Source organism: Polaromonas sp. P3_B4, assembly GCF_056402835.1.
Genome location: NZ_JBFUGQ010000001.1, coordinates 197,230 through 215,978, shown reverse-complemented (window position 1 = coordinate 215,978; position 18,749 = coordinate 197,230). Strand labels below are relative to the sequence as shown.

Annotated in this window: 13 protein-coding genes; 8 read left to right on the top strand and 5 right to left on the bottom strand. The window is 63.6% G+C overall.

Annotated features, from left to right (window positions below; translation table 11 throughout):
* Window positions 1–228: 228 nt before the first annotated feature.
* From AC1DVV_RS01005 to AC1DVV_RS00990, 4 genes are read left to right on the top strand one after another with little or no spacing between them, the layout of a single operon-like run.
* Complete coding sequence (locus tag AC1DVV_RS01005; RefSeq protein ID WP_477701865.1) at window positions 229–6,183, top strand: alpha-2-macroglobulin family protein; 5,955 nt, start codon at window positions 229–231, stop codon at window positions 6,181–6,183.
* Window positions 6,180–7,382 (top strand): serine hydrolase domain-containing protein, encoded by a 1,203-nt coding sequence (locus AC1DVV_RS01000; protein WP_457279436.1) that lies wholly within the window; start codon window positions 6,180–6,182, stop codon window positions 7,380–7,382. Before AC1DVV_RS01005 ends, AC1DVV_RS01000 begins: the two co-directional genes overlap by 4 nt.
* 5 nt (window positions 7,383–7,387) lie before the next feature.
* Complete coding sequence (gene pbpC / locus AC1DVV_RS00995; protein ID WP_477701849.1) at window positions 7,388–9,631, top strand: penicillin-binding protein 1C; 2,244 nt, start codon at window positions 7,388–7,390, stop codon at window positions 9,629–9,631.
* 59 nt (window positions 9,632–9,690) lie between these two features.
* The gene (locus AC1DVV_RS00990; RefSeq protein WP_477666206.1) at window positions 9,691–11,052 is read left to right on the top strand and encodes a TPM domain-containing protein; all 1,362 of its coding nucleotides are present in this window, start codon (window positions 9,691–9,693) and stop codon (window positions 11,050–11,052) included.
* Window positions 11,053–11,092: 40 nt separating this feature from the next.
* On the opposite strand, the gene AC1DVV_RS00985 is transcribed toward AC1DVV_RS00990, so the two are convergent.
* Window positions 11,093–11,893, bottom strand: a complete 801-nt coding sequence (locus tag AC1DVV_RS00985; protein WP_457279439.1) for an SPFH domain-containing protein — start codon at window positions 11,891–11,893, stop codon at window positions 11,093–11,095.
* Window positions 11,894–12,096: 203 nt separating this feature from the next.
* Here AC1DVV_RS00985 and AC1DVV_RS00980 point away from each other — a divergent pair, with 203 nt between their 5' ends.
* Window positions 12,097–13,245, top strand: a complete 1,149-nt coding sequence (locus AC1DVV_RS00980; RefSeq protein ID WP_457279440.1) for an alpha-hydroxy acid oxidase — start codon at window positions 12,097–12,099, stop codon at window positions 13,243–13,245.
* A gap of 19 nt (window positions 13,246–13,264) precedes the next feature.
* A complete protein-coding gene (locus tag AC1DVV_RS00975; RefSeq protein WP_477666205.1) occupies window positions 13,265–13,945 on the top strand; it encodes a hypothetical protein in 681 nt (226 codons plus the stop codon).
* Window positions 13,946–14,015: 70 nt separating this feature from the next.
* Here the strand turns inward: AC1DVV_RS00975 and AC1DVV_RS00970 are convergent, their stop codons facing one another.
* Together AC1DVV_RS00970 and AC1DVV_RS00965 are read right to left on the bottom strand one after the other, a co-directional pair.
* Window positions 14,016–14,420 (bottom strand): DUF3224 domain-containing protein, encoded by a 405-nt coding sequence (locus AC1DVV_RS00970; RefSeq protein WP_477666204.1) that lies wholly within the window; start codon window positions 14,418–14,420, stop codon window positions 14,016–14,018.
* A 90-nt stretch (window positions 14,421–14,510) separates the two neighbouring features.
* Window positions 14,511–14,939 (bottom strand): VOC family protein, encoded by a 429-nt coding sequence (locus tag AC1DVV_RS00965; protein WP_477666203.1) that lies wholly within the window; start codon window positions 14,937–14,939, stop codon window positions 14,511–14,513.
* Window positions 14,940–15,216: 277 nt separating this feature from the next.
* Here AC1DVV_RS00965 and AC1DVV_RS00960 point away from each other — a divergent pair, with 277 nt between their 5' ends.
* Window positions 15,217–16,419 carry a Y-family DNA polymerase gene (locus tag AC1DVV_RS00960; protein WP_477701864.1) on the top strand — a complete coding sequence of 401 codons (1,203 nt, stop codon included), beginning with the start codon at window positions 15,217–15,219 and terminating at the stop codon, window positions 16,417–16,419.
* A 21-nt stretch (window positions 16,420–16,440) separates the two neighbouring features.
* On the opposite strand, the gene AC1DVV_RS00955 is transcribed toward AC1DVV_RS00960, so the two are convergent.
* The gene (locus AC1DVV_RS00955) at window positions 16,441–16,959 is read right to left on the bottom strand and encodes a DUF1569 domain-containing protein (protein ID WP_477666202.1); all 519 of its coding nucleotides are present in this window, start codon (window positions 16,957–16,959) and stop codon (window positions 16,441–16,443) included.
* A gap of 158 nt (window positions 16,960–17,117) precedes the next feature.
* Window positions 17,118–17,552 carry a c-type cytochrome gene (locus AC1DVV_RS00950; RefSeq protein ID WP_457279446.1) on the bottom strand — a complete coding sequence of 145 codons (435 nt, stop codon included), beginning with the start codon at window positions 17,550–17,552 and terminating at the stop codon, window positions 17,118–17,120.
* A 246-nt stretch (window positions 17,553–17,798) separates the two neighbouring features.
* On the opposite strand from AC1DVV_RS00950, the gene AC1DVV_RS00945 reads away from it, so the two are divergent.
* Entirely contained in the window at window positions 17,799–18,719 is a 921-nt protein-coding gene (locus tag AC1DVV_RS00945; protein ID WP_457279447.1) for a DUF3034 family protein, read from the top strand.
* Window positions 18,720–18,749 lie beyond the last annotated feature (30 nt).

The following is an 18,749-nucleotide window of genomic DNA, read 5'->3' as shown; positions in this document are numbered from 1 at the left end:
CGCTTCTGATACAGCGGGGCGACAGCAAAATTTTTGTGCCGGTGAACTTCAGCTGAGCGTCCTGACGCAGGGGCCTTCCGCTTTTCGCTGAAGGCCCTCTGAAAAATCACCCCAGCGGGCTTCAGGCCCGCTTTTTTTAGGCGGTTTTGCCCATTTCACGGGACATTTTGTTACATCCAAATCGGCTACGCTTGGCCTCCCGAAGGAGAGGAAAACGTGAGCCCAATAATGAAAAAAGCCGCCCTGGCACTGATCGCGGCTGTTTCGCTGCATGCCCATGCCCTGCAAATCACCAGTCTTTCGCCGCAGGGCGAAGTCGCGCGTGTCAGGCAAATCGTCGCCAAGTTCGACGAAGGCGCCGTCAATTTCGGCGACCCCAAGGCACCGGCCCCGCTGTCCCTGAGCTGCAGTGACGCGCAGGCCACCAAGGGCTCCGGCCGCTGGATCAATGAACGCGAATGGGCTTTCGAATTTGAAAACGACCTGCCACCCGGCGTGAGCTGTTCGGTGCAGGTGGTCAGCACCTTCAAGTCTCCCAAGAGCCAGCCCGTGGGCGGCAACACTTCCTATAAATTCAACACCGGCGGCCCCTTCATCCAGAACCTTCGTCCCGGCACCTACGAGCGCATCGACGAAGAACAGTACTTCGTGCTGCAGTTCAACGGCGCCGCCACACTGGCCAGCGTTCGCGAAAACGTCTGGTGCAACGTGGAAGGCCTGGGTGAACGTGTTCCTGTCAAGCTCATCGACGGTAACGAGCGCAACGAACTGCTCAAGTCGCTGGGCCTGGAAAAGGCCGCAGCCCAGGATCCGCTGCGCTACGCCACCCTGACCTGCAACCGGCGCCTGACATCGGCCGCCAAAGTGCAACTGGTGTACGGCAAAGGCGTCAGCACACCCAGCGGCATACCCAATTCGGTGGAAAAACGCTACAACTTCCAGGTACGCGAGCCGTTTGCGGCCAGCTTCACCTGCGAACGCGAAAACGCCCAGTCGGCCTGCCTGCCGATGCGGCCCATGACCCTGAACTTCAATACCCCCGTGCCGCGCAAGCTGGCCGAGGCCATTCGCCTGAAGGGCGACAAGGACACGTTCAAGCCCGCCTTCGAGGAAGGCAACAGTGACGGCGACAGCTTGGTCAGCAACGTCACCTTCAAGCCGCGGTTTCCCGAACAGGCGCAGTTCATGCTGGAGCTTCCCAAAGGTTTCAAGGACGCTTCGGGCCGCACGCTGCGCAATGCCGACAGCTTCCCGCTCAAGGTGGCTACCGGCTCCATGCCGCCACTGGCCAAGTTCGCCGCCTCTCCCTTCGGCATCGTCGAACGCTTTGCCGAACCCAACACCAAACCGGGCGACCCGGCCCTGCTGCCCGTCACGTTGCGCAATGTGGAAGCCCTGCTGCCCGTGAAAGGGCTCACGCCCGGCACGGCACCGGCCGGAAAGGTCAGTGACCTCCAGCCCCGCACCGACGCCGAGATCATTGCGTGGTTCCGCAAGGTGCAGCGTTACGACGACTACCAGGTTTCGCGCAAGACGGCTGCTGCCGACATCAAGGGGTCCCTTCCCAAGCCGCTGGAGTCACGCGACCGGGACTACGTGCAATCGCGCATGGTGTCGCTGCTGGCCGGCCAGGCCGGCGTGAAGACACTGGACCTGCCCAAGCCCGCCGCAGGCACCGACCCACGCCCGTTTGAGGTGGTCGGCATACCGCTGGCACCCGGTTTTCACGTGGTAGAGATCGCTTCGCAAAAATTGGGCAGCTCGCTGCTCGACGAACGCTACGGTAACAGCCGGACCATGTATGTGCGCACTTCCGCCCTGGTGACCAACCTGGGCGTGCACTTCAAGCTGGGCCGCGAGAACTCGCTGGCCTGGGTCACCACGCTCGACAAGGGCGCCCCGGTGGCTGGCGCCACGGTGCGCGTCTCGGGCTGCAACGGCACCGAGATCGCCAAGGCTGTCACCAACGCACAGGGCATCGCCAATTTCAGCGGCCTGTCTTCCGAGCCGCCACGCTGCTCGGGTGACAACTCTGCCAATGCCTACTTTGTCAGCGCACGCAGCACGGTCAGCGGTGTTGAAGACCTGGCCTTCACCTGGAGCGACTGGCACAAGGGCATTGAGCCCTGGCGCTTTAACGTGCCGACCAGCCGCGATCCCCTCCCCAACGAACGGGCACACACTGTCTTTGACCGCACACTGTTCCGCGCCGGCGAAACGGTGTCGATGAAACACCTGCTGCGCACTGAAACCAGCAAGGGTTTTGGCCTGCCCGAGGGCGCGCCGGCCACGCTGGTCGTGACCCATGTCGGCAGCGGCCAGCAATACACCCAGCCCATCACCTGGCGCAAGACCGCCACGGGCGGGCAAAGCGCCGAAAACACCTTTGCCATTCCGCCTGCTGCCAAGCTGGGCGTGTATGAGGTGCAACTCCGGGGCGAACGTGGCAGCCGCGAGCGCAGTTTTTCCAGCGGGCAGTTCCGTGTGGAAGAGTTCCGTTTGCCGGTGCTTGAAGGCCGTATCAATCCTTCCGACAAAAAACCGCTCGTCAATGTGAAGTCCGTGCCAACCGACGTGCAGATCAATTACGTGGCGGGCGGCGGCGCCGTGGCCCTACCCGTACGGGTGTCCGCGCTGGTGCGCGGCAAGTCCCTGAGCTACAGCGATTTCGACGAATTCAATTTCTCGCCGCCGAGCACCGGCCGCGGCACCGCGGGCAACCAGGGCGAAGAGGAAAGCACCTCTTCACAGGACCAGCGCGTGATTGCCGACAAACTGCCGCTGACGCTGGACCGCAATGGCGCAGGCAAGCTCACCATCAACGACATCCCCGAACGCAGGCAGCCGCAGGAGCTGCTGATGGAAGCCACCTATGCCGACCCGAACGGTGAAGTGCAGACCATTCGCAGCACGTCCACCGTCTGGCCTGCGGCCGTGGTGGCGGGCATCAAGACTGAAGGCTGGGTTTCTTCCAGCCAGAAGATCAAGTTCCAGGCGCTGGCGCTTGACCTGACCGGCAAGATTGCCCCTGGCGTGTCGCTCGAGGTGAAGGCCGTGGCGCGGATCACCACCACCAGCCGCAAGCGCATGGTGGGCGGCTTCTACACCTACGACAACAAGACCGAAGTCAAGGACCTCGGCAGTGTCTGCAGCGGCAAGAGCGACTCGCGCGGATTGCTGCTGTGCGAGACCAAGCTCGGCGAACCCGGTGAGGTCGAACTCATCGTGACGGCCAAGGACAAGGACGGCAACACCATCCAGGCCGCCAGCAACGTGTATGTCACCCGCCAGGGCGAGCTCTGGTTTGGCGGCGAAGACCACGACCGCATGGACGTGCTGCCCGAGAAGAAAAGCTACCAGCCCGGCGAGACCGCCAAGTTCCAGGTGCGCATGCCCTTCCGGTTTGCCACGGCACTGGTCGCCGTTGAGCGTGAAGGCATCGTCGAAACCCAGGTGGTACAGCTCAACGGCCAGGACCCGACGGTGAACCTTCAGATCAAGGAAGGCTGGGGCCCCAATGTGTACGTGAGCGTGCTGGCCCTGCGCGGCCGGCTGCGCGAAGTGCCCTGGTACAGCTTTTTCACCTGGGGCTACAAGGCGCCGCGTGAGTGGTGGACATCCTTCTGGTACGAAGGCCGCGAATACGTCGCGCCTACCGCGCTGGTCGATTTGAGCAAGCCAGCCTTCCGCCTGGGCGTGGCTGAAATACGTGTAGGCACCAAGGCGCACCAGCTTGACGTCAGTGTGAAAACCGACAAGGAAAGCTATGCCGTGCGCAGCCAGGCCAAGGTAACCATTACCGCCAGGCTGCCCAACGGCCAGCCGGCCGCCAATGCCGAAGTGGCGCTGGCCGCGGTGGACCAGGCCCTGCTGGAGCTGATGCCCAATAGCAGCTGGAACTTGCTGGATGCAATGTTGCAGCGCCGCGCCTGGGGCGTGGAAACCTCGACCGCGCAGATGGAAATCATCGGGCGCAGGCATTTCGGGCGCAAGGCTGTGGCAGCCGGCGGCGGCGGCGGGCGAAGCAACACGCGCGAACTGCTCGACACCCTGCTGCTGTGGAACCCGAAGGTGCAACTGGACGCCAACGGCCAGGCCGTGGTGATGGTGCCGCTCAACGACGCGCTGACCACCTTCAAGATTGTGGCGGTGGCTGACGCAGGCACCGGCCTCTTCGGCACCGGCCAGACCAGCATCAAGGCCACACAGGACCTGCAAATCATCAGCGGCCTGCCGCCGCTGGTGCGCGAGGACGACCAGTTCCGCGCGCAACTGACGCTGCGCAACACCACCAAAGTAGCCATGAAGGTGGAAGTGAGCCCGCGCGCCACGCTGCTTGACCTGAAACCGCAGACGGTGGACATCCCCGCCGGCGAAGCGCGCGAAGTGGCCTGGATGGTCACCGCACCGGCGCAGCTCGCATTCACCCGTGCTGAAGCCATCCTGTGGGAGATCGAAGCCAAAGACACGATTTCCGGCGCACGCGACGGCCTCAAGGCACGCCAGCGCATCATCCCGGCCGTGCCGCTGACGGTGCAACAAGCCACACTGGTGCAGGTCGACGGCAACTTCACACTGGACGTGAACCCACCGGCCGATGCCCTGCCCGGCCGCGGCGGCCTGAAGATGTCGCTGCAGCCGAAACTCGCAGAAGGCATGGACGGTGTGCGCGACTATTTCGCGATGTACCCTTTCATCTGCCTCGAGCAAAAAACCAGCAAATCGGTGGGGCTGCGCGACAGCAAGCTGTGGCAGACCGTGCTGGCACAACTGCCCAGCTACCTGGACAGCGATGGCCTGGCCAACTACTTCCCGCCGCGCGACGGTGAAGCAAATCGCGGCAGCGATGCACTGACGGCCTACCTGCTGGCCGCCACGCATGAAGCCTCTGGCATCAACCCGGCGTTTGCCCTGCCCGACGATGCGCGCGCCCCCATGGAGCGCGGCCTGATCGCGTTTGTAGAAGGCCGTATCCAGCGCGAGTTCTGGAGCCCGCGCAAAGACCTCGACGTGCGCAAGCTGGCCGCGCTGGAAGCGCTCTCGCGCTACGGCAAGGCGCAGGGCCGCATGCTGGGCAGCATCACGATTGCGCCCAACCAGTGGCCCACGCACGCGGTGATCGACTGGCTCAACATCCTCAAACGCGTGGCCGATGTGCCGCAGCGTGAGCAGCGCATCGCCGAGGCCAACCAGGTGCTGCGTTCGCGTTTGTCCTTCCAGGGCACCAAATTGATCTTCAGCACCGAGAAGGACGACTACTGGTGGTGGCTGATGACCAACGGTGATGTGAATACCGCGCGCCTGATGCTGGCCGTGATGGACGACCCTGCCTGGAAAGACGACATGGGCCGCCTGGCCAACGGCTTTATCGCCCGTCAGCAAAAAGGTGCCTGGCACACCACCACGGCCAACCTGTGGGGCGGCCTGGCGCTCGACAAGTTCTCGGCGAAGTTTGAAGCCACGCCGGTAGCGGGCGTGACCAAGGCGACGCTGGCAGCGGCAGCTGCCAGCGTGGCGAGCGTGGACTGGGCCAAGGTTGACCGCGTCAAGACCACCGACGCAGCCGGCGCACCCAACCAGACCACCTTCTTCGGCGCACCGGCCTCGCCCGGTAACCTGCGCAACAACAGCATGTTCCTGCCATGGGGCAGCGCAGCGAAGGACACGTTGACCGTGACGCATCAAGGCCCGGGCAAACCATGGCTCACGTTGCAGTCCATCGCGGCCATCCAGCTGAAGGCGCCTTTCAACGCCGGCTACCAGATCAAGAAAACGATCACCCCGGTAGAGCAGGCCGTCAAAGGCATCTACACGCGCGGCGACGTGATCCGCATCACGCTCGAAGTCAACGCCAGCGCCGACATGACCTGGGTCGTCATCAGCGACCCGGTGCCGGGCGGCGCAACGATCCTCGGCGGCGGTCTGGGCCGTGACTCCGAAATCGCCACCAGCGGCGAAAAGAAAACCGGCGCAGGCTGGCCGGCGTTTGAAGAGCGCAGTTTTGAGGCCTTCCGCAGTTACTACGAATACCTGCCCAAGGGCGTGGTGAAGATGGAATACACCGTGCGCCTGAACAACGTCGGCGACTTCGCGCTACCGCCTAGCCGGGTCGAGGCCATGTATGCGCCCGAGATGTTTGGCGAGTCGCCGAATGCACGGGTGAAGGTGGAAGCCGCAAAATGATCCAGCGGCGTTCCCTGGCCGTCGCACTGGCTGCGGGCATTGCCCTGCCGCGCGTTGCGGCCGCGGCCGCCGCCGACTGGCAGCGCTTCGGCTACCCGACCGGCTGGGGCGGCAACCGCAGTTGGACCGACAAGGACTACCGCATTGGCAATTATTCCGGCGGCTACGAAACCATGTTCCGGGCGCGACCCATCGCCGCGCCCGCGCAGGCTTCCACGCTGAAGGCGGCATCGGCCGAAAGCCTCAAGGCATTCGTACCCATTGCGGAATCGGCGGCAGACTACCTCAAGGCCTGGCCCGTGACGGGCCTGCTCATCGCGCGCAAGGGCACGGTGCTGCTGGAGTCCTACCAGTTCGACCGCAAGCCCGACATGCGCATGACGAGCTGGTCCATGGCCAAAAGTGTGACGTCGCTGCTGCTGGGCATCTGCCTGGACCGCGGTCTGGTCCGCTCCATGGACGACACGCCGCAGATGTACGTTGACGAACTGAAGGGAACGCTGCACGGCGGCATTGCCCTGCGCCACCTGGCCAATATGTCCAGCGGCGCGGCCATCCTGCACGACCGCGACAACCCCACCATCTACCCGCGTGCATTCACCGGCGGAAATACTGACCTGGAAGCCGTGGTGCGCGGCTGGAACGCCGTGCAGGAGCCGCCCGGCACACGCTACAACTACAACGAACTGTGCCCGCTGACCATCGGCATGGTTATCCGTCAGGTCACCGGAAAACCGCTGGCGGCCTTTTGCGAAGAAGCCCTGTGGCAACCGCTGGGCGCCGAGGGCGGCGCCAGCTGGCTGTGCGACGGCAAGGGCAAGGAGTTCAACTGCATAGGCTTTGGCGCGCGTCTGCGCGACTGGGCACGGCTTGCGCAACTGATCGCACAGGACGGCGTCATGGAAGGCCGCCAGGTCGTCAGCAAGAAGTGGATTGACGAATGCTCCTCATGGTCGGCAGCTGATGCGCAGGGCCGGCACGGCACCGCCATGCGCCTTTCCGGCTACAAGTATTTCTTCTGGCACCCCAAGCCCGACGGCAGCTGGATGATGATGAACGGCCACCACGGCCAGCGCGTGCTGGTGGACCGCGTGACACAAACCGTGCTGGTGCAAACGGCGGTGGAGTCCGAAGGACCCTGGCAGGCGCCATTTTTCCAGCTCTTCAATGCGGCGACCAAGATCGGGCTGCCGGCATGAAGCACATGACACGCAAGCTTGCGACAGCATTGCTACTGGCTGCGGCCATGATGGACGCCGCCTGGGCCGTCGCCACCTTCGACGAAGTCAAACGCGACTTCCGCCCCTCCGACATGCTGGTCCTGGACCGCGGCGGCGAACTCATCCAGCGCTTGCGCATCGACAGCGCCGTGCGGCGCGGCCAGTGGGTGGCGCTGCCCGATGTCTCGCCTGCCTTGCGCACGGCACTGATTCTGAGTGAGGACAAGCGTTTTTACGAGCACAGCGGTGTGGACTGGCGGGCGGTCTCTGCGGCGGCCTGGGGCAATCTGTGGAACACCAAAACCCGCGGTGCTTCGACCCTCAGCATGCAGCTGGCAGGACTGCTCGACGAGGACTGGCGCGCCGGTGCGGGTGGCCGCAGCATGGCGCAAAAGGTGGGGCAGACCGTGTCGGCCCAGGTGCTGGAGGCACGCTGGCGCAAGGACCAGATCCTGGAGGCGTACCTGAATCTTGTGCCTTTTCGCGGCGAACTTGTCGGCATCGACGCGCTGAGCCGCACACTGTTTGGCAAGGCTGCGCATGGGCTGGATGAGCGCGAGGCCGCGATCGCCGCCGCGCTGGTGCGTGCGCCCAACGCCAAGGCCGCGCAGGTCTCGCAGCGAGCTTGCGGCGTGCTGAAAACCATGCAAGCGCCGGCCAAGGCCGACTGCGAGGGTCTGGACCTGCTTGCCACTGCCGCGCTGCAGCGCAAGGCGTTTGACCCCAGCGAAGGCGTGGCGCCGCACCTGGCGCGCCGGCTGCTCGCGGCCCAGGCCGATACCCCTGGGCGTACGGGCGTGCCCCGCACGCTGGTTTCCACCGCGCGCGCTCCGCTGCAGCGCTTTGCCGTGCAGACCCTGACCCAGCAGCTGCGCGAGCTGCGCGGCCGCCATGTCGAAGACGGCGCCATTGTCGTGCTGGACAACGCCACCGGCGAGGTGCTGGCCTGGGTAGGTTCGTCGGGCGAACTGAGCGGCGCGGCCGAAGTCGACGGCGTGATGGCGCTGCGCCAGCCGGGCTCCACGCTCAAACCATTTTTGTATGCTGAGGCCATTGCCGAGCGCCGCATCACCGCGGCTTCGCTGCTCGAAGATTCCTCTTCGCAGATCCAGACCGCGGGAGGGCTTTACATTCCGCAAAACTACGACCGGCAGTTCAAGGGCCTGGTGTCGGCGCGCACCGCACTCGGTGCTTCGCTGAACGTGCCGGCCGTGCGCACACTGGTGATGGTGTCGCCCGACGCTTTTCACAAACAACTGAAGGCCGTCGGCCTGCCGCTCAAGGAAACCGGCGACTACTACGGCTACAGCCTGGCGCTGGGCAGCAGCGAGGTCTCTTTGCTGTCCCTCACCAACGCCTACCGCACGCTGGCCAATGGCGGGCGCTACAGCGCGACTTCGCTGGCGAGAAACCCCAAACCGGTCTTCAAGCCCGCGCTGGATGCACGCGCGGCCTTTATCGCCACCGACATCATGGCCGACCCGATGGCGCGCGCCCGCACCTTCGGCACCGACAGCATCCTGGCCACCCGCTTCTGGAGCGCCGTGAAAACCGGTACCAGCAAGGACATGCGCGACAACTGGGCCATGGGCTTCTCGCAGCGCTACACCGTGGGCGTGTGGGTGGGCAATGCCAGCGGCGCGCCCATGTGGGACGTGAGCGGCACCACGGGCGCCGCCCCCATCTGGGCGGCGGTGATGAATTACCTGCATAAAACCGAACCCAGCCGCGCGCCGTTGCCGCCCGCCGGCCTGGTGCAAAGCCAGACCCGGTTTGGCAACCAGGGCGGCACGCCGCTGGAAGCATCCCGCAGCGAATGGTTCCTGAAAGGCACGGAGCAGGCCGTTTTTGCTATGAATTCAGGAGCTGGTGGCGCCCGTTCTGAAAGGGTCGCAGCCAGAAATGTCTTGAAAAAACCGGTTGCCGAGCCCGACGCCCCGCCCCGCATCACCGCCCCTGCCTCCGGCACCATCATTGCGCTGGACCCGGACATTCCGCCCAAACACCAGCGTGTGAGCTTCAGCGCCGAAGGCCGCGGCACCCGCTGGCTGATGGACGGCAAGGAGTTTGCGCGCGGGCCCCAGGCACAGTGGCTGCCCTGGCCAGGCCGGCATGTGGTGCAGCTGGTCGATGCCGGCGGCAAAGTGGCCGACGAGATCAGGCTCGAAGTTCGCGGTGCCGGTGTGCGCGAAGCCAGCGTGCGTGGCGGCGCGGCTGCGGCACGTTGATCTTTCCGTCACCGGCATTCGACAACGCTGTACCGGCCATGCTCTACCCCAAACCTTCCATGCTTCACCTTCAACGCGCCCCGCTATTTCCTTCAGCGGCTGAAACCCGGCGTTTTCTCTATAAAACTCTGGTTGTTCTGTGGGTGGCGCTGTGCATGCTGGCGGCGGGTGATGCCATGGCAGCACCGGCGCGTGCCGGACAGACAGACGTGCCGTCCGATGCCGCACAGGCACCCACACCGAGCGATGCTGCGCAGATAGCCACGCCCGCCGATGCCGTACGGGTGCAGGTTCCGCCTTACAGCGCGCGCGTGCTCGACACCACCGGCACGCTGAGCACCGCCCAGGTCGCGGCCCTGAACGAACATATCCTGGCAATCGAAGCAGACACGCGGGCGGCGGTGGTCGTGTTCATGCTGCCAACCACGGGCGAAGACTCCATCGAGGAATACGCCACGCGCGTGTTCGAGAAATGGAAACTCGGCGACACCCAGCGCGACGACGGCATCCTGATCCTCGTGGCACTGGAAGACAGGCGCATGCGCATCGAGGTGGGCCAGGGCCTGGAGGGCACCGTGCCCGACGTGCTGGCGGGCCGCATCATCGACCAGGACATGAAGCCGCGCTTTAAGCGCAACGACTACGGCGGCGGACTGGAAGCGGCCGTCGGCCACATCGGCGCGCTGCTGCGAGGCGAGATTGAGCCCCCGGAGGCGAGCCGCGGTGGCATCACGCGCTTTGGCTGGGCCTTTCTTGCCGCACTGCTGTGGGGTTTCGCCGTGGGCGTAGTCCGGGCGCATCGCACCTGGAAGTGGCCTGTGACGATCGGTATCATCGCGGCCGCCCCGGCGGTGGCGGTAGTTGTCCTGAAGAATGTCGCCATCGGAGCCATCCTGCTCACCTTCCCGATGCCTTTGGCGTTTGCGCTGGGCTTCGGCTGCGGCCGCTCCCGCACGGTGCGCAGGATTGCCGCCGGTATCGGGCTGGCGATCGGCGTCATGGTCGGTATTGCCTTCGTGGTGGGCTCCGAGCGGTTCGGCGTGGGCCTGCTCTACGCCCTGGGGGGCGGTATAGGCTGTTTGCTGCTCGGCCTGATCGCCATGGGTATGCGCGCGGCCTACAAACGCAGCCTGGTGGAGTTTGGCGTGCGCAGCGCCCTGGTGGCCTGCGTTGTGGGGTATGTGGCGTTTCAAAACCCGCCAGACCTGCTTCTGACTGACTGGGAATCCTGGATGCCGACAGGCATGGCATTCGGGCTGGCGATGCTGTTCGGCTTCTTCACGGGGGGTACCGGCAGCAGCAGTGGGCGCGATGACCGGGATGGCAGCAGCTCGTCGGGCAGCAGTTCGAGCTCCAGTTCCAGCAGCCGGAGTTCGTCGGGTGGCTCCAGCAGCGGGGGCGGCTCGTCCGGCAGCTGGTAGGAGACGCCGGCAGCGTTGGATGCGCGCCGCCGGCCCAGGATCACTTTGCGTTCACGATGCCCTTGAAGTCATAGGGCACCACAATGGTATGCACCTTGCCTGCGGCAACGCCTTCGGCGATCTTCAGGTTGGCCATGGCGTTCATGTAGCCAATTGCGCCCGCGTTAGCGTTCAAGGCAGCAATGCGCTCCGCTTCTTTTTTGGCGGTCTGGACTTCAACTTCCTTGGTTTTCAGCTCGTTTTGCGCCCGCACCAATTCGTTGGCACTCTGAACAATCACATCGGCGGGGGTAATGGCACGCACCTGGATCTGGGAAACCGTGATCTTGTCCGCCAGCTTTTCCTCGGTCAGCGTCTTGATGACGTTTTCGCGGATTTTCTGCTCAATCGCCGGCCGGTTGTCGGCCATCTTGAGCGACTCATATTCGCGCGCCACCTTGTAAGCCGCGTTGCGCGCGCTCATCGCCACATAGTTCTGCATCAGCAAGATGTCGTTGCCTTTTTCAGACAAACCGTGAAACGTCCTGTTTTTGGTGGTCCATAACTCGGACACCGCCGTCGGGTTGACGTTGTAGACAACGGTCATGTCAAAGTCCTTGACGGTTGAGTTGTCAGACGCCAGCGGGGTCATGTTGTCCACGGCCACCGCCACGTCCTGAATCTTGAAGGTCAGGATATCGCCGATCAGCGTCTGGTTAAAGGAGCCCGGCAGGCGCTCGGTCGGGTCTGTGGTTTTGTCAAAGTTGATGCGCAAGCCCACCTCGCCGGTTTCAATGCGGGTACATCCGGCCAGCAGTGCGAGCGTCAGGACTGGAATCAGTGTGAAGAGAGTGCGTTGCATAGGTAATTCCCTGGTATTGGCGAACAGGCCCTGGTCGCCGCTTTTTGTTGAGGTAGCGCCCCAGGGGCGCACCGGCGCAGATTATGCGGGACAGTGGCTTATCAATAATTTCAAAGCCTCGGGACCAGAATTCACGCAAGAACGCAAACACGGGCGCTACCATGGCGGCAGCTTCCCCAAAAAAACTGTCGTCTGGAGACCCCATGCCCGTGATCACCAACATCGAAGACCTGCGCGTCCTGGCCAAAAAGCGGGTGCCCCGCATGTTTTACGACTACGCCGACTCGGGCTCTTGGACGGAAAGCACCTACCGCGCCAACGAAAGCGATTTCCAGAAGATCAAGCTGCGCCAGCGCGTGGCCGTCAACATGGAAAACCGCAGCACAGCCACCACCATGATCGGCCAGCCGGTAGCCATGCCGGTCGCTATCGCGCCCACGGGCCTCACGGGCATGCAGCACGCCGATGGCGAAATCCTGGGCGCCCGCGCGGCCAAAAAATTCGGCATCCCGTTCACACTGTCGACCATGAGCATCTGCTCCATCGAAGACGTGGCCGCCGGCACAGACCGCCACCCCTTCTGGTTCCAGCTCTACGTGATGAAGGACCGCGCCTTCATTGAAAGCCTGATCGACCGCGCCAAGGCAGCCAACTGCTCGGCACTGGTGCTCACGCTCGATTTGCAGATCCTCGGCCAGCGCCACAAAGACTTGAAGAACGGCCTGAGCGCTCCGCCCAAGCCGACGCTCTCCACCATCCTCAACCTGATGACCAAGCCGCGCTGGGGGCTGGGTATGCTGGGTACCAAGCGCCACGGCTTCGGCAACATCGTGGGCCACGTCAAGGGTGTCGAGAACATGGGCTCGCTCTCGGAGTGGACGGCCAAACAGTTCGACCCGGCCCTCAACTGGGGCGACGTGGAGTGGATCAAAAAGCGCTGGGGCGGCAAATTGATCCTCAAAGGCATCCAGGACGTTGAAGACGCCAAGCTCGCCGTCAATTCGGGCGCCGATGCGCTGGTGGTGTCCAACCACGGCGGCCGCCAGCTCGATGGCGCCATGTCTTCCATTTCCTGCCTGCCCGAGATCGTCGCGGCAGTGGGCAACCAGATCGAGGTCCACATGGACGGCGGCATCCGCTCCGGCCAGGATGTGCTGAAAGCCACCGCCCTGGGTGCCAAGGGCACCTACATCGGCCGCGCCTTCCTCTACGGCCTGGGCGCCATGGGCGAAGAAGGCGTAACCAAGGCGCTGCAGATCATCCACAAGGAACTGGACCTGACCATGGCCTTCTGTGGGCGCACCGACATCAAGTCGGTGGACACCAGCATCTTTGTGCCAGGCACTTATTGAGCCTGAGGCGGTAAACACCATGGCCTTCCTGGGACAAGCCGCCGTTGCGATGTGGTGGAACATGGCAGCAGAACACCGCGAGGAGTTCGAACACTGGCATTCCCATGAGCACTTTCCCGAGCGCATGGGCATCAAGGGTTTTCTGCGGGGTTCACGCTGGTCCAGCGTCGACAGTGCAGAAGGTTTCTTCGTGCTGTATGAGCTGGAAGACTACGAGACCCTCACGTCGATCGGCTACCTGGAGCGCCTGAACAACCCGACGCCCTGGTCCACGAAGATGATGCCGCACCACCAGGGCATGGTCCGAAGCCAGTGCCGGCTGCTTCACAGCGCCGGGGGCGGAATCGCCCGTCATGCATTGACCTTGCGCTTCTCGCCCGCCGAAGGCCGGCATGCAGAACTGCTGGACCACCTCTCGGAGCTTGGGGCGTCATTCGTCAGCCAGCCAGGCGGCGTCGCATTTCACGTGCTGCGCACGGAGACGCCGCAGGCCGCAAGCACGAAAGAGCAGCAGATTCGCGGGGGCAAAGATGCGGTGGCCGACTGGATCGTGGTCGCCATGGCCTACGAAGCGTCGGCACTGGAAGCGCTGCAGCAGGAGTCGCGCGGGAAAGAGATCGAGCGCCACGGTGCCCTGTCCGGCGCACTGGCAGGCCGCTATCAGCTGGCCTATGCAGCCAGTGCCCATGACCTGAGGTGAGGGCCGGAAATCCGTGGACGGGCCACCAGCCAGTGCAGGGTCACTCGTCGGCCATGACTATTCCGCGATCTCAAGCCTGAGGCGAAATCTCATAGTCCATCGCATACGAATGCTTGCCGTCGGCAATCTGAATGGTGAGCGTGCCGCTCAGGCCCGTCAGCTCATCGGTGCCTGAATCCGGCACCACGCTGACAGTCAACTGCGGTGCACCGCGGTTCATGGTGCCGCTGTGCTGCAATACAAAGCTGCCGCTTTTCCCGTGCAGCGTGCCCGTCACGTGCTCCATTGCGACGTAGCCTGCTGAGCCTTTGACGGCGGTGCCAGCGCTTAGCATCTCGCCTACGCTAGTGCCCTGCAGGTCGCCGCTGAAGGTCTTGTTGATGGACAGACGGCCCATCAAGGGTCCGGCCTCCGCGTTCGCAAGTGACTGGGGCAGGAGCTTGACTTCAAAGGTTCCGGTGGCGTGGGAGGGCATGGCATTCACTTTCAAGGGATGTGCAGTGCGGCCATGATGCCAGAGCGCGATCACTTGCCTTCTCTGGGCATGATGCCGGGCGCCGCCTAGTCAGACTGCCCAGGGATCGTAGCTTCCGAAATTCCAGATATGGCCCTCCGGGTCCCGGCAGGAGTAGCCTCGTCCTCCATAGTCTTCATCCTTGATGTCGATCACGATGACGGCCCCCGCAGCAACGGCTTGCCTGTAGTGCGCATCCACATCCTGGACCTGGATGTAAGCGCTTTGCGACCCGACACAGCCGGACTCTGACGGTGACTTGACGAGCTCGTGGAAATCGTTGTTGGTGGCGGAGCCCAGCATGATCATTCCATTGCCGTAAACCAGTTGGGCATGTGCAATGGCGCCGTCCTTGTCGGGCACCACCAGGTGCTCCTGAAAGCCGAAAGCGCGGCACAGCCATTTGACCGCTGCGGCACCGTCCCGGTAACGCAGCGTGGGAATGATGGTTGCACGGCTATTTTTCTGGTCCTCGGTCATGGCAACGGCCTCCTTGGAAAAAACAGCCAACGGGCGGATGGCAAAAATAAGCAAATGGGCATGCCACCCCGCGTGGCCACCCGTCTGGCGTGAATCCGAGTATTTATCAGGGCAATTTGTGTCCGCGTAAGGAACGGGGAAGAAGCGCCGTAAGCCCGGGCCTACCCTGCCGGGCGCAAGCCCACCGCCACAACCCTTGCCTGCGCGCTATGCTTGCGAAGTGGCCCATTCACCCGTTTCATCTCCAGCCAAAATCCGCCGCATTGCCCACCTCGACATGGACGCGTTTTTCGCCTCCGTCGAGTTGCTGCGCTACCCGCAGTTGAAGGGCCTGCCGGTGGTCATAGGCGGTGGCTGGCGCAAGGTTGACGAGGAGCTGCGGGCGGCGCAGGGCGAGCGGGCCTTGCGCTTCATTCCGGTGGAAAGTTTTCCGCTGCTCAAGGACTATGTGGGCCGCGGCGTTATCACCACCGCCACCTATGCGGCACGGCAGTTCGGCGTGGGCTCGGCCATGGGCATGATGAAGGCCGCCAAGCTGTGCCCGCAGGCCATCGTGCTGCCGGTGGATTTTTCGGAAATCCGCAAATACTCGCAGCTCTTCAAAAGCACCATCACCGACATCGCGCCGCTCATGCAGGACCGCGGCGTGGACGAGGTCTACATCGACTTCACCGACGTGCCCGGCGGCCAGCGTGAAGGCGGGCGCGTGCTGGCACGGCTCATCCAGAAAGCGATTTTTGAGAAGACGGGCCTGACCTGCTCTGTCGGCGTGGCGCCCAACAAGCTGCTGGCCAAGATGGCGAGCGAGTTCAACAAGCCCAACGGCATTTCCATCATTTACGAAGCTGACCTGCAGGAAAAAATCTGGCCATTGCACGTACGCAAGATCAACGGCATCGGCCCGAAGTCCGGCGAAAAACTGGCGAGGCTGCACATCCACACCATCGGCGAGCTGGCCACACAAGACCCGCAATGGCTCATCGACAACTTCGGCAAGGCCACCGGCGCCTGGATGCACGAGGCTGCCTGGGGCCGCGACGACCGACCGGTGGTCACCGAGAGCGAGCCGGTCAGCATGAGCCGCGAAACCACCTTTGACCGCGACCTGCATGCGGTGCGCGACAAGGCCACGCTGGGCGCCATCTTCACCGACCTGTGTGAGCGGCTCGGTGACGACCTGCAACGCAAGGGTTATGTGGCCAAAACCATCGGCATCAAGCTGCGCTACGACGACTTCAAGATCGCGACACGCGACCAGACCTCGGACACTTACACCGCGGACGGAAAAACCATCCGCCAGCTGGCGGGCCTGTGCCTCAAACGGGTGCCGCTGGACAAAAAACTGCGCCTGCTGGGCGTTCGCGCTTCCACGCTGGCCAAGCCCGGCGAAGAAGGAATTTATGAACAAAAAGTGCCTGCAGCCCAATCAGGACGTGCGCAAGCAGCTCCTGAATCGATAGCAATCGACCAGCTCTTCTAACCAGCTTTTTAACCAGTTCTTCTAGCGCGCCACCAGCACGATCTCATCCTGGTGGTTGGCGATATGGAAGGTGTGGGCGAGTGAAAAATCAGCCTTGCTGAGTGCGCCGTAGGCAAAGTGCGGCTTGAGCGCGCCCTGGTGCCCGGCAAAGCGGGCAATGGCCGCGCGCAGCCGCGCCGAGGCGGGCCGCCAGTCGCCTTCACGGCTGAGCGCCGCAGCGCCCGGGATGGGCTCGCTCAGGCTGTGGCTCATTTGCCCGCGCCATTTGAAGAAGGCAAAAGCCGCAGCGCCCGCCGTGTTCTGGAACACCGCGCTTTTCGGCTGCGGAAAACCGTCCAGGCTCATCTCCACGCTTTGCGCCATGTGCTCCAGCACCGACACCAGGGGCCATTGGCCGGTGGTTTTGACGCTGGCGGCCTGGTCAACCTTGTCCAGCCAGCGCAGCGCTTCATCCAGTGACTGGACTTTGGGCAAATCAGCCATGGCAAATCCTCCGGTGAAAGCCAGCGTGGTGGTGGCCAGAAAGTCGCGTCGTTTCATGGCTGCGATGGTAGCAGTCCCCACAGGGCCCCATTTGCTGCGGCATCAGGGCGGGCTGGCGTTTCTCTCATGGGCCACGGAACAAAGATTTTATGAAGAAAAGGCCTTCCAGGCAGGCAGGACAGGCGCAACCTGCTCCTGAATTGATAGCAATCTTTTTATTTGAGCGTGGCCAGGTAGGCAATCAGGTCGGCGCGCTCCGCCGCGCTTTCCACCTGAAAGCCCATGCGCTGGCCGGCCACCAGTTGCTCAGGGTCTTCCAGCCAGGCGTTGAGGGTTTGCGGCGTCCAGCGCAGCCGAGACCGGGCCAATTCGTCTGAATATTTGTACCCAGGCAGGCTGCCCACGCGGCGGCCCATCACACCGCGGTGCGCGGGCCCGATCTTGTTGCTGTCGACCGCATGGCAGGCCGTGCAGCGAGCCTGGTACAGGGCCATGCCGCGCGCCACATTGCCGGGTGGCGGTGTGACCCATTCGCGTTCGGGCGCCGTTTGGGCCCATAGCGGGGCACCGCTCACGCCAAAGAGCGTCAGTGCCGCCACGGTACTAAAAAGATGACGCGCATTGCGCATGAACAGGGAACAAGCAGGCATTCGGCACTCCAGACACTGGTTTTGAAGGGTGGGAAAGCCATGCAATCTGCCAGGCCATCCCGCAAGCTGTTCTGAATACGTTGACGGCCGGCCCGCGGATTCAGCCTTTCGAAGAGCGACCCAGCTTCATTTCGCATCTTTTTTTCGTTTCATTGAATCCAGTGAATCCGGTTTGCCGTATTCCACACAGGTTCACTTCCATTGACGCCGGCAACCGGCTTTTTCCTTTCCACCCACAGGATCACCATGCGCCACTCCGTATCACCCCCCCTGATTGCCAGCCTGCTCACCCTGCTTTGCGCCGGCGCCCACGCCGACACCGGCAAACTCCTCCTGACCGGCGGTGTCAGCACCATTGAAGGCGCGGCCGGCGGCGGCCTCACGCCCTGGGCCGTCATCGGCAGCAACGCCACGGCAGGCGAGATTGGCGGTTCTGCCTATGTCACCCACGCCGGCACCACCGACTACGGCCTGAATGTGTACGGCGCGGCAGTCGGCATCCATGACCGCTACGAGCTGTCGATTGCACAGCAGGACTTCAACACCCGCGGTACCGGCGTGGCGCTGGGCCTGCCGGGGCTGCACCTGAAGCAAACCATCGTCGGCGCGAAGGTGCGCGTGCTGGGCGACGCCGTCCTGGACAGCGACACGCTGATGCCGCAGGTGGCAGTCGGCGTGCAGTACAAGACGCTGGGCTCCACGGGGCTGGACCCCACACTCAATGCACTGGGCGCCAAACGCCACGGCGTCGATGTGTATGTCAGCGCCACAAAACTCTTCCTGGGCCAGAGCCTGCTGCTCAACGGCACGCTGCGCGCAACCAAGGCCAACCAGAACGGCCTGCTGGGCTACGGCGCCACGTTGGGCGGCAACGAAGACAAGTACACGCTGCAGCCGGAATTCTCGGTGGCTTACCTGCTCAGCAAAAACATCGCCATCGGCGCCGAATACCGCTTCATGCGCAACAAACTCGAGGGCGCCGGTCGCGCGGCCGGCCTGGGCAACGGCCTGCGCTCTGAAGACTGGAAAGACATCTTTATTGCCTGGGCACCCACCAAAAACCTTTCGCTCACGCTGGCGTATGTGGACCTGGGCGTGATCGTGCCCGCCACCACCGGCAGCCGAAAGCAGACCGGCTACTACCTCTCGGCCCAGGTCGCTTTTTAAGCCCGACGAACAACCCCCTTCAAGGAACCG